Raw genomic sequence first — 11,503 nt, 5'->3', positions numbered from 1 at the left:
TGATCGCCCAGCGCGGCGACGAGGCCATGGTCGTTCCACTCATGCACGATGACGAGATCGGCGCCGTCGGTAAGCTGGTCGGCCGGGGTCGCGGGATCGTAGGTGGTCGTGCTCAGCTCGGGATAGCGTTCGCGCCACGCCGCAAGCCCCGCCTCGCCATGGTCGGCCAGGAGGTTGGCGAGGCTCCACGCGCCCTCTGGCTCATAGGCGACCACGTCATGCCCGCGCGCGACCAGCTCGCTCAGCACCCCGCGCAGGAAATGGGCGTTGCCGTGGTTCCAGCAGGACGCCAGGCTGTGGGTGAAATAGATGATCTTCATGCGGCGACCCTTTCGCTGGTGCCGGCCGGGTTCTCGCCGGTGGCCGCGGCTCTTCGTGCGTCAGTGTAGAGGGCGCGCATCGCCTTTGCGGTCGCGCCGACGGTGAAATGCGCGCCGCGGGCGAGCGCGGCATCGGCAAGGCGGGCGCGCTCGGCATCGTCGCCCATTACCTCGGCAATGGCATCGGCCCAGGCGGCGGGATCATCGCCGGCGACGAAGTGCGCCGCGCCGTCCCACAGCTCGCGGAAGGTGTCGATGTCCGACAGGATCAGCGGGCAGCCGGCCTGCGCCGCCTCCAGCACCGCCAGCCCGAACGGTTCGAACGAAGCGGCGGAGACGAAGACGGGCTGTGCCGCCAGCATTGCGCCGATGCCGTCCGGCGTCAGTTCGCCGAGCAGGTGGAGATGTTCGACCGGGACCGAGGCACCATGCGGCGCGCGGGTGGGACCGGCGGCATAGAGTGGGACAGCGAGCCGGCCGGCGGCGGCATCAAGCAGCGGCGTGCGCTTCACCTCGTCCCACAGGCGGCCGGCGGTGAAGGCGATATGCCGCGTGGCGACCGGCGCGACCAACGGCGGCGTGCGGCCGTTGTGGACGGCGATCGGCGCGGCGGTGAGGCCGTAATGGCGCGCGATCGTGTGGGCGTAGCTCTCGCTCGGCGCGACCACGCAATCGGCGCGGCGCAGCCCGTCGGCAACGAGCGCGCGATGCCAGGCGAAGGCGGGGTCGAGCGGCGTGCCGGGGCGGGCGGCTTCCCACCAGGTCGAGACGCAGCCATGCGCCACCGCCACGACCGGAAGGTCACCGGTGAGGCCGGGGATCAGGGCTGGCTGGTTCACATGGAGCAGATCGACGCGGTGGCGGATCGCCAGCGCCGCGATCGTCGCCGCGGCGTGGCGGACGGCAACGGCATCATCGGTCAGCCAGTCGAGTGGTTCCCCCGTTTCCACGAGGGTGACCCGGCGGAGCGCCGCGACCTCCGCCCGCTGCGTTTCCGAGGGCGCGGGGCCAAGCACGGCAAGCACCGTCTCAATGCCAGTGTCGCCCAGTGCGCCGGCGAGATCGACGGCGTAGCGCCAGACGCCGCCCACCGCATCGACCGTCATCAGGATACGGCGCGGACGGTGAGTCACACCGCCACCTTGAGCGAAGGGGAGCTTCCCAGCGCAAGACCGCGCTCGGCCGAGAGCCAGCTGGCAAGGCGGCGCAGGCCGGTGCGCCAGTCGGCAGGCCGCGCAAGGCCGAGTGCGGCATCGACCGCGCGGCGATCGGCGACGAAATAACGCTGGTCGCCCGCGCGCCAATCACCAAAGCGCAGGTCGACCGGGTAGCCGACAACCGCCTCGATCTCCGCCAGCACGTTGCGCAGGCTGACGGCATTGTCGGGCCCGCCGCCCAGGTTGAAGACTTGGCCGGTGTGGCGGTCGATCTGCTGCCAGAGCGCGACATAGGCGTCGACTGCGTCGCCCACCTCCAGGATGTCGCGAACCTGATGGCCGTCGCCATAGATGTCGATCGTGCGCCCCTCGAGCGCGCGGATCAGGAAGTGCGCGACCCATCCCTGATCCTCGGTGCCCATCTGGCGTTCGCCGTAGATGCAGCTCATCCGCAGGACGGCGGCGGGGATGCCGTAGCTGCGCGCGTAATCGAGGACATATTGGTCCGCCGCGCCCTTGGAGCAGCCATAGGGCGTGTGGAAATCGAGCGGGCGCGTCTCGCCAATGCCGTAAGCGTTCACCAGCGGATCGACCGGCTGGTAGCCGTTGGCGGTTTCGTCAAAGGCAAGGTCGGCCAGATCGCCATAGACCTTGTTGGTCGAGGCGAAGATCACCGCCGGCGGCTGCGGCGCGAGGCGCGCGGCCTCCAGCACGTTCAACGTGCCCGCGATGTTGATCGCGAAATCGGCGCGCGGATCGGTGAGGCTGGTGGTCACCGCGACCTGCGCCGCCATGTGGAACACCGTCTGCGACGCCTGCACCGCCTCGGTCATCGCCGCCTCGTCGCGGATGTCGGCGATCCGCACGTCGATCCGCTCGCCATGGTTCGCCGTCAGCCATTCGAGGTTGCGCTTCACGCCCTCGCGCACGAGCGCGTCATAGACGATGACGCGGTGGCCTTCGCCGGCCAGCCGGTGCGCGATATTGCTGCCGATGAAGCCCGCGCCGCCGGTCACCAGGATCGGGCGCCCGTCCGCTCCCTGGGAAGCCGCGGTCATGCGACCAGCCCGCGCTTCTCGAGCTCGGCACGCGCATGGCTGACGCGGTCCTCAGCGGTCTGCTGCGCCACCCAGTCGGCCAGCACGGCGAGCTCGGTCTCGAAGTCGGCGGTGGCGCGGAAGCCGAGCTGCTGCTCCGCCAGCGACGTGTCGCAGAAACAGTGGCGGATGTCGCCGACGCGTGCCTTGCCGACGATTTCCGGCGATGCGTCATTCTGACCCATGGCGCGGCCCAGCGCCTCGGCCACTTCGGTGACAGAGCGGTCCTTGCCCGATCCGACGTTGAACGTGCCGCCGACCGCCTCTGGCAGGAACAGCGCCTCGGCAAAGGCGCGCGCCACATCGCCGACATGGACGAAGTCGCGGCGCTGCTCGCCATCCTCGAACACCATCGGGCGCTGCTTGTTGAGCAGGCGCGAGGCGAAGATCGCGAGGACGCCCGTATAGGGGTTGGAGAGCGCCTGGCCGGGGCCATAGACGTTGAACAGTCGCAGGCAGACGCTTTCGATGCCGTAGGGCGCGCCCATGATGTGCGTCGTGCGCTCCTGCACATATTTGTTGAGCGCGTAGATCGAGGAGAGCGCGGGGCGCTTCGTCTCGGGTGTCGCGACGGGGGTGAGCGGGCGGCCTTGCGCGTCGGTCGGATCCCATTGCCGCTGGCCATCGCGGATCATGCCGCGCGCGGCATCCTCCACCAGATGGCCGTCCGCGTCGCGATACAGCCCCTCGCCATAGATGCTCATCGAGGAGGCGGTGACGACGCGGCGGACGGGATTGTCGATCAGCCGCTCGAAGAGCACAGCCGTGCCGACGTCATTGACCGAGGTGTAGCGTTCCACCTCGTACATCGACTGGCCAACGCCGACTTCGGCCGCGAGGTGGACGACACTGTCGATCCCGTCGAGCGCCTTCGCCATCGCATCGCCATCGCGCACATCCGCGACGATCAGTTCCGCTTCGGGCGACAGGTTTGCGGGGCGGCCGCCATCGCCGTGGACTTGCGGCAGCAGATTGTCGAGGATACGAACACGGTGACCGCGGCGAAGCAATTCTTCGGTGACGAAGCGACCGATGAACCCGGCGCCGCCCGTGATGAGAACATGTTCGCTCATTGATCCCCGCTTTGTATTTTTGTTTTGAGTTTTCGCCCGCTTAGGAGCGGTCCCACCGGAGCTTGAACATCTTCATCTATCCTTGGTTCCCGTTAATTTCGCTTCCTCAACTACTTGTTGACGCAGGTTAATCGGTTTGCGCGGAACAGGGGCCGGTGCGGCCCGTTCAGGTCGCATCTTCAACAAAGGTTGAAATTGGGGCGGTGGCAGCGACGATCCATCTGGTGCGGCACGGCGCCCATGTCGAAGCAGGGCGCGTGCTCACCGGGCGTGGCAGTCCGCTCGGCCTTGCGCCGGTCGGTCGGGAGCAGGCCGCCTGGGCGGCGCGGCGGCTGACCGACGTGGTGCGGGTGGAGACCAGCCCGCAGCGGCGCACGATGGAGACGGCGGCGGTCATCGCGGAGCATTTCGGCCTGCGACAGCCGTTCGTCGCGGATGCCCTGGACGAGCTCGATTTCGGCGACTGGACAGGGCGGGCGATTGCCGATCTGGCCGATGATCCGCAGTGGGCGCGCTGGAATGAACAGCGCGCCGTGGGGCAGACACCGGGCGGCGAGCGGATGGCCGATGCCGTGGCGCGCGCGGTGACGCACCTCGAAGGATTGGCGCAGGCCGACTGGCCGGGGGCGATCGTCTGCGTCTCGCATGCCGACATCATCCGCGGTGTCGTCGCGAATTATCTGGGACTATCGCTTGACCGGGTGCTGGCGTTCGATGTCGATCCGGGGTCGATCACCAGCCTGGTGGTGGGCGACTGGGGCGGGCATCTGCTTGCGCTCAACGTCCACGCCGGATGACGGGCGTTAGTCGCTGTCCTTCTTGTCGAGGAAGTCGAGCACCTGCTCGGGCGAGATGTCGCGCTTGATCTCCTCGATCTCGGGATCGCTTTCCGCGCCCACCTTGACCGCGATCCGCTCCACCATGCCGGCCAGCCGGGTCAGTTCATGTTCCGCGAGCAAGGAGACGTGGAGGTCGAGGTCACGGCGCCGATCGGCCACCGCCGCCATCCGGTTCTGCGAGATGAGCACGAAGGTGGACAGGAAGATCGCTTCGACCGATGCCTCCATCGCCAGCACGACAAAGGTCGGGTCGAACGGCGCAAGGCCAGGGATCCAGCCGAGGTTCCAGACGATCCAGCTGCCAAAGAAGATGGCGTGGAGCACGACAAAGCGCATCGACCCGGCAAAGCGCGTGATCGCGTCGGCCAGCCGGTCGCCCAGCGGCGCGTTCCTCGCCTGTTGCTCGGTCCGCGCGTTCAGCCGCTCGATATTCTCGCGCAGCGTGCGGGTCATGTGCGCGTCGGCTGGCGTGTTCGCGGGGGGTGTGGTCATGGCGCTGATCATGGCGTGTCGGCGGGCGAAGAACACCAACATCGATCACGTAGGGTCGAACGAAAGGCGGAATGGATCGTGACGGAAATGATGCAGGCAGCGGTGCTTCAGGCGCCCGGCAAGATCAGCGTCGAGCAGGTGCCCGTGCCGCAGCCGGGCGCGGGCGAGGTGCGCGTGCGGATCGAGGGGTGCGGCGTGTGCGCGTCCAATGTCGAGCCGTGGGAGGGGCAGGAATGGTCGAGCTGGCCGGGCGCGCCGGGTGGCCTTGGCCATGAGGCGTGGGGCGTCGTCGATGCGGTGGGCAGCGGCGCCGACATCGCGATCGGCACGCGGGTCGCGATGCTCTCCGAACGCGCCTTTGCCGCTTATGACGTGGCGCCGGTCGAGAAGGTGGTGCCACTGCCGTCGGCGCTCGACGGGCAGCCTTTCCCCGGCGAGCCGATCGCCTGCGCGGTCAACATCTTCCGCCGGTCGCAGATCGAGGCCGGGCAGTGGGTGGCGATCATCGGCATCGGGTTCCTTGGTGCGGTCCTGACCCGGCTGGCGAGCGAAGCAGGGGCGCGGGTGATCGCGATCTCGCGCCGCGACGAATCGCTGGAGCTTGCGCGCCGCTTCGGCGCCGAGGTGACCGTGCCGATGATCGATCACTACAAGATCATCGGCCAGATCGGGCAACTGACCGGCGGCACCTTCTGCCCGCGCGTCATCGAGGCGGTGGGCAAGCAATGGCCGCTCGACCTGGCGGGCGAGCTCGTCGGATTCGGCGGGCGGCTGGTGATCGCCGGCTATCACCAGGACGGACCGCGGCAAGTGAACGTCCAGAACTGGAACTGGAAGGGGATCGACGTCGTCAACGCGCATGAGCGTGACCCGGCGGTCCAGCTGCGCGGATTGCGCGAGGCGATCGATCTGGTGGCAAGCGGGCGCCTTGATCCGACGCCGCTCTACACCGGGCGGTACACGCTCGATCAGCTCGATGAGGCGCTGGCCGCGACTCGCGACAAGCCGGGCGGATTCGTGAAGGCGCTGGTGACCCTGGGGTGACTACGTAGGCCTGGATGACCGCCCGGCCACAAGCAAGGATCGGGCCTTCGTCGGCGGACCCATTTTGTACGCGGCGACCCCGCTGCTGGAACGAAACGGGTCCGTTTCGAAAGGCTAGGAAATCTCGCGATTCGCGCGTCGCGGATTTTGCGTCGTTTCGGTTTTTCATCGCAAAAACAGCAACTTGTGCGTTTTTCGACGGATTTGCGCGGGCCGGATCGAGTCAAGGAGGTATATTTCAAAAATGCGGCACGAGCCGGACTTGATCGACTCACGCGGCTGTTCCTAAACCATTGTCAGTCGCCGCGGCTGTCTGCCTGCGGCGCTCATTTGACCATCGTCGTAGCCGACCGTGGCGGGGGCCACATCGGGGGACATTTTTGCTTTGTCGATCTGTGGCTGCGACCCGTGTCGCGGCCCGAGGAAGGGTGCGCGTGCCGTTGTCACAACATCGAACAACTGACGAAGGCAGTGACCTGGCAAGGGCATGGGCGCGGGTGCGCGCCAACCTGCGCGAGTCCGCCGGCGTCCGCCTGTTCGACCAGTGGCTGAAGCCGATGCAGCTCGACGAGGCGGGCGATCCCGATCGCGTGCGGCTGACCCTGCCGTCGGCCTTTGCCACCAACTGGGTGCGTAGCCATTATGCGGAGCGGCTGTTCCGCGAGTTTCGCGCGATCCTGCCCGACATCCGCTCGGTCGAGATCGAGACGGCGCCTGCGCGCGCCGGCGCCGCCGTGGTGTCGCTGACCGCCGTGCCCGTCGCAGCGCCCGTTGTGGTGGCTGCGCCCGCCGCGCCGGCGAGCGATGTCGAGCGCCCCGCGCTGGAGCCGCGCTACACCTTTGACCGCTTTGTCGTGGACGCATCGAACAAGGTGGCGTTCAACGCCGCCAAGCAGCTGGCAAAGCCCGGCGCGGTCCGCTTCAGCCCGTTGTTCCTCCATGCCGGCACGGGGCAGGGCAAGACCCACCTGATGCATGCCATCGGCCACGCCTTCATGGCGGCGGTCCCCGGCGCGCGGGTGATCGCGATGTCGGCCGAACGCTTCATGTTCGACTTCGTCGCCGCATTGCGCGCCCGCGACACCTTTGCGTTCAAGATGCGGCTGCGCTCCGCCGACCTGCTGCTGATTGACGACCTGCAGTTCATTGCTGGCAAGGACGCGACGCAGGAGGAATTCTTCCACACCGTCAACGAGATCATGGGCGCCGGCAAGCGGCTCGTCATTTCGGCCGATCGCTCGCCGCAGGCGCTCGACGGAATCGAGCAGCGGATCATCGGCCGCATGGCGATGGGCCTGGTCGCCGACATCAAGCCGCCGTCTCTGGAACTGCGTCGCACCCTGCTTGACCGCAAGGTTGCCGACATGGCCGATGTGCGCGTGCCGGCCGAAGTGCTCGACATGCTGGCGGGTCGCATCACCAACAACATCCGCGAGCTGGAAGGCGCGCTGAACCGGGTCATCGCTTATGCGCAGCTGACCGGCGAGACGCTGGACCTCGACTTTGCGATCGCGACGCTGGGGGACGTGCTGCGCGGCAGCATGCGCCGCGTGACGATCGACGAAATCCAGAAGCGCGTGTCGCAGCATTTCGACCTGAAGCCGCTGGACCTCATCTCGGCCCGCCGCGCGCGTGCCGTGGCGCGGCCGCGACAGATCGCCATGTACCTCGCGAAGCGGCTCACCACGCGCTCGCTGCCCGAGATCGGCCGCAAGTTCGGTGGCCGCGACCATTCCACCGTGATCCACGCGGTGCGGCGGATCGAGGAATTGCGCGACACCGATGCCGACGTCGACGGCGCGGTGCGCGCGCTGATGCGCGACCTGGAGGCCTGAGCCTTCCACCCGGCGCAGCGTCGCACCACGCAGGCATGAAAAACCGCCGGGAGCCTCAGGGCTGCCGGCGGTTTCTTGTTCGGGTGGGCGTCAGACGTTAAAGCGGAAGAGCATCACGTCGCCGTCCTGGACGACATATTCCTTGCCCTCTTGTCGCAGCTTGCCCGCCTCGCGCGCGCCGGCCTCGCCGCCACAGGCGACATAATCGTCAAAGGCGATCGTTTCGGCGCGGATGAAGCCGCGTTCGAAATCGCTGTGGATCGCGCCGGCGGCCTGGGGCGCCTTCGACCCCGCCGGGATCGTCCAGGCGCGCGCCTCCTTCGGGCCGACGGTGAAGAAGGTGAGGAGGTGGAGCAGCTTGTACCCGGCGCGGATCACGCGGGCGAGGCCGGTTTCCTCCAGCCCTAGCTCGGACAGGAACTCGCCGCGGTCCTCGACCGGCATGGTGGCGATCTCCGCCTCGATCGCGGCGGAGACGACGACCGCCTCGGCGCCCTCGGCCGCGGCCTTGGCAAAGACGCGCGCGGACAGCTCGTTGCCGTCGGCGGCATGCGCCTCATCGACGTTGCAGACGTAGAGCACCGGCTTGGCGGTGATCAGCTGCGCCTGCGAGAAGACTCGCTCTTCTTCCGCATCCTTGGGCTGGGTGAGGCGGGCAGGCTTGCCGTCGCGCAGCAGCTCGAGCGCCTGGCCCAGCACGCTGGCGCCGATCTTGGCCTCCTTGTCGCCCTGCTGGCCCTTCTTGATAAGGTTGGGCACGCGTTTTTCGAGACTTTCGAGGTCCGACAGCATCAGCTCGGTCTCGACCGTCTCGGCGTCGGCGATCGGATCGACCTTCCCCTCGACGTGGGTGACGTCGCCATCCTCGAAGCAGCGCAGGACATGGACGATTGCGTCGACCTCGCGGATGTTGCCGAGGAACTGGTTGCCCAGCCCCTCACCCTTGGACGCGCCACGCACCAGGCCGGCGATGTCGACGAACGCGAGCTGAGTCTCGATCACCTTGGCGGACTTGGCGATCTCGGCCAGCTTCTGGAGGCGCGGGTCGGGGACGCCGACATTGCCGACGTTCGGCTCGATCGTGCAGAACGGGTAATTGGCCGCCTGCGCCGCGGCCGTCTCGGTCAGCGCGTTGAAGAGGGTGGACTTGCCCACGTTGGGCAGGCCCACGATGCCGCAGCGGAAACCCATGATAGATCCTTGAGATTAGGTGTTGCGGCGGCCTTAATGCGGCGGCGCGGCGGAAGCCACCCTCACCGCAGGCCTACCAGCGATAGTTGAAGCTGACGCTGATGCGATCCTGCTTGGCGCTGCTGGGCATCACTTCATGCCTGAGCCAGCTTTCCCACACGAAAATCGTGCCGGGGCGCGGCTCGGCATGGACGAAACTGCCCTCACGCGGCGGCGCTGCCATCATCAGGCCCAAGCGGGGGTCCTCCAGCCGGAGCACCCCGGCGCCGGGCGGCACGCTGACGTAGAAGGTGCCGGAGACGACGCTGTGCGGGTGGATGTGCCCCGAATGCGCGCCGCCGGGCTTCAGCAGGTTCACCCACAGGCTGTCGAGCTTCAGCTTGCGCCCGCCAAGCTGGAAGCCGCACTCGGCCGCGAAGCGCGCGACGTGACGATCGAGGTGACGCTTCAGATCGGCGAAGGCAGGGTCGCGCTGCGGCAGGTCGTCGAGCGAGGCGTAGGAGGTATAGCCGCGATAGCCATGCTCCTTCGACCAGCGCTTGCCGGCGGTATCGTCCATGGCAAAGGCGCGGACCGATGCCTCCAGCTCCTCGAGCAGCGCGGTATCGTCGATCGTCTCTTCGTAGAAGAGGGTCGGGAACAGGGAGCGGACGGGCATCGCGGCGAGGTAAGCCCGCGTCGCAGGATTGCCAAGGCGCGCGATCAGCCGCCGTGCAGGCGGTGAAGCAGCGTGAGCGCGGTGACGAGTAGGGTCAGCACCGCCACGATCATCAGCAACAGGACGTAGAGGACCCCCCAGGTGCCGACGTGGTTGTCGCGGCGGGCGACCCACCAGATCGACAGAAGTACTGCGCCGAGCAGAGCGATCCGCGGCGCCACCGGGGCGAGCGCCGCCACCGCCAAGGCCGCGATCGCCGGGGCGAACCGGCGGGCGCGGCGGCCTGGGATCAGACCGGAGACCACTCCACCGGTTCCTCGCCCTCGTCATCCTCGGACACGCGGGCGTGATCGGGGCCGATCTTCTCGAGCAACTTGTCCAGCACCCAGTCGACGCCGGTGCCGCTGGCGCCCGACAGCGGGATCACCTCGGCCCCGCTCGCTTCCTCCAGCTCGGCCGACAGCGCCGCGATCAGTTCCTCGTCGAGCGTGTCGATCTTGTTCAGCGCGATCACCACCGGCTTCTCGTCGAGCCCGGCGCCATAGGCCTCCAGCTCTTCGCGCACGATGCGGTAGCTTTCGCCCACGTCGACATCATTGGCGTCGATCAGGTGCAGCAGCACGCGGCACCGCTCGATATGGCCGAGGAAGCGGTCGCCGATGCCGGCGCCTTCCGCCGCCCCGGCGATGAGGCCGGGAATATCGGCGATGACGAATTCCTGACCCTTGTGCCGCACCACGCCCAGCTGCGGGCGGGTGGTGGTGAAGGCATAGGCGCCGACCTTGGCCTGTGCATTGGTCACCGCATTGATGAAGGTCGACTTGCCGGCATTGGGCAGGCCGACGAGCCCCGCGTCGGCGAGCAGCTTCAGCCGCAGCCACACCCAGGCCTCTTCATTGGGCCAGCCGGTGCCATGCTGGCGCGGCGCGCGATTGGTCGAGGTCTTGTAGCTGGCGTTGCCGCGCCCGCCATCGCCCCCGCGCAGGAACACCTCACGCTGGCCGACCTCGGTCAGGTCGAGGAGCAGGGTGCGCTCCTCATCGTCCGCCAGCACCTGCGTGCCGACCGGCACCTTGATGACCAGATCCTCGCCGCCCGCGCCGGTGCGATTCGACCCCGAGCCACCATGGCCGCGCTCGGCCCGGAAATGCTGGGTGTAGCGAAAGTCGATCAGCGTATTGAGGCCGGCGACGGCTTCGAACACGATGTCGCCGCCCTTGCCGCCATTGCCCCCGTCAGGGCCGCCATATTCGATGAACTTTTCACGGCGAAAGCTGACCGCGCCGGGGCCACCGGCGCCCGAGCGGACGAAGATCTTTGCTTGATCGAGGAAATGCATGGCGAGCCGCTTAGCGAATTCGCCGGCGCAAAGCGACAAGGACCACTGTCGGCCGCGGCATCACCGGGTGATTGCTTAACCGACGATGGGGCAGGGAGGGCAGATGGTCACGACTCTGCTGTTCGCCGCGCTGCTGATTAACGCCGCGACCTTTGCCGCATTCTGGTCGGACAAGCGCCGCGCCATTGCGGGCGAGCGGCGGATATCGGAGGCGAGCCTGCTGCAGCTGGCGTTGATCGGCGGGTCGCCGGGCGCGCTCGCCGCGCGCCACCTGTTTCGCCACAAGACGCGCAAGGAGCCGTTTTCGACCCGGCTGCTGCTGATCGTCGCGATTCAGGCGGGCGCGGGAATCGGGCTGCTGATCCTGTAGCCCCGAACCCGATTCCCCGGGCTTCCGGCTTATCGACCCCGGTCCGCCAGCAACATGCCGCGCGCCAGCTTGCGCGCGGTATCGCGCG

At 67.8% G+C, this 11,503-nt stretch carries 12 protein-coding genes and 1 pseudogene; 4 read left to right on the top strand and 9 right to left on the bottom strand.

Annotation, left to right across the window (positions count from 1 at the left end):
* The 4 genes and pseudogenes from XM50_RS01020 to XM50_RS01005 all read right to left on the bottom strand — a co-directional run.
* A pseudogene (locus XM50_RS01020) lies at positions 1–320 on the bottom strand (glycosyltransferase); the annotation flags it as partial.
* Positions 317–1,453, bottom strand: a complete 1,137-nt coding sequence (locus tag XM50_RS01015) for a glycosyltransferase family 4 protein (protein ID WP_231621812.1) — start codon at positions 1,451–1,453, stop codon at positions 317–319. The pseudogene XM50_RS01020 and the gene XM50_RS01015, both read right to left, overlap by 4 nt.
* Positions 1,450–2,535 (bottom strand): SDR family NAD(P)-dependent oxidoreductase, encoded by a 1,086-nt coding sequence (locus XM50_RS01010; RefSeq protein ID WP_046406645.1) that lies wholly within the window; start codon positions 2,533–2,535, stop codon positions 1,450–1,452. The genes XM50_RS01015 and XM50_RS01010 overlap by 4 nt, the downstream gene beginning before the upstream one ends.
* Positions 2,532–3,647 (bottom strand): NAD-dependent epimerase/dehydratase family protein, encoded by a 1,116-nt coding sequence (locus XM50_RS01005; protein WP_046406644.1) that lies wholly within the window; start codon positions 3,645–3,647, stop codon positions 2,532–2,534. The genes XM50_RS01010 and XM50_RS01005 overlap by 4 nt, the downstream gene beginning before the upstream one ends.
* 203 nt (positions 3,648–3,850) lie before the next feature.
* On the opposite strand from XM50_RS01005, the gene XM50_RS01000 reads away from it, so the two are divergent.
* Complete coding sequence (locus tag XM50_RS01000) at positions 3,851–4,444, top strand: histidine phosphatase family protein (RefSeq protein ID WP_046406643.1); 594 nt, start codon at positions 3,851–3,853, stop codon at positions 4,442–4,444.
* A gap of 6 nt (positions 4,445–4,450) precedes the next feature.
* Here XM50_RS01000 and XM50_RS00995 read toward each other — a convergent pair whose 3' ends face one another.
* A complete protein-coding gene (locus tag XM50_RS00995) occupies positions 4,451–4,978 on the bottom strand; it encodes a DUF1003 domain-containing protein (protein WP_046406653.1) in 528 nt (175 codons plus the stop codon).
* A gap of 87 nt (positions 4,979–5,065) precedes the next feature.
* On the opposite strand from XM50_RS00995, the gene XM50_RS00990 reads away from it, so the two are divergent.
* Positions 5,066–6,022 carry an MDR/zinc-dependent alcohol dehydrogenase-like family protein gene (locus XM50_RS00990; RefSeq protein WP_197075265.1) on the top strand — a complete coding sequence of 319 codons (957 nt, stop codon included), beginning with the start codon at positions 5,066–5,068 and terminating at the stop codon, positions 6,020–6,022.
* Positions 6,023–6,456: 434 nt separating this feature from the next.
* A complete protein-coding gene (gene dnaA / locus XM50_RS00985) occupies positions 6,457–7,857 on the top strand; it encodes a chromosomal replication initiator protein DnaA (protein ID WP_443024624.1) in 1,401 nt (466 codons plus the stop codon).
* 90 nt (positions 7,858–7,947) lie between these two features.
* Here the strand turns inward: dnaA and ychF are convergent, their stop codons facing one another.
* From ychF to obgE, 4 genes are all read right to left on the bottom strand, one after another.
* Positions 7,948–9,048 carry a redox-regulated ATPase YchF gene (gene ychF / locus XM50_RS00980; RefSeq protein ID WP_046406642.1) on the bottom strand — a complete coding sequence of 367 codons (1,101 nt, stop codon included), beginning with the start codon at positions 9,046–9,048 and terminating at the stop codon, positions 7,948–7,950.
* 73 nt (positions 9,049–9,121) lie between these two features.
* On the bottom strand, positions 9,122–9,706 hold the full coding sequence (locus XM50_RS00975; RefSeq protein WP_046406641.1) for a TIGR02466 family protein: 585 nt from the start codon (positions 9,704–9,706) through the stop codon (positions 9,122–9,124).
* A 44-nt stretch (positions 9,707–9,750) separates the two neighbouring features.
* Entirely contained in the window at positions 9,751–10,011 is a 261-nt protein-coding gene (locus tag XM50_RS00970; protein WP_046406639.1) for a hypothetical protein, read from the bottom strand.
* On the bottom strand, positions 9,996–11,045 hold the full coding sequence (gene obgE, locus XM50_RS00965) for a GTPase ObgE (protein ID WP_046406648.1): 1,050 nt from the start codon (positions 11,043–11,045) through the stop codon (positions 9,996–9,998). The genes XM50_RS00970 and obgE overlap by 16 nt, the downstream gene beginning before the upstream one ends.
* A 103-nt stretch (positions 11,046–11,148) precedes the next feature.
* On the opposite strand from obgE, the gene XM50_RS00960 reads away from it, so the two are divergent.
* Positions 11,149–11,415 (top strand): DUF1294 domain-containing protein, encoded by a 267-nt coding sequence (locus tag XM50_RS00960; protein WP_046406637.1) that lies wholly within the window; start codon positions 11,149–11,151, stop codon positions 11,413–11,415.
* Positions 11,416–11,503: the final 88 nt, after the last annotated feature.

Source organism: Sphingomonas sp. Ag1 (genome assembly GCF_000980895.1).
In the GTDB taxonomy this organism is placed as follows: Bacteria; Pseudomonadota; Alphaproteobacteria; order Sphingomonadales; family Sphingomonadaceae; genus Sphingomonas; species Sphingomonas panaciterrae.
This window is presented reverse-complemented; position numbering and strand designations above follow the sequence as displayed.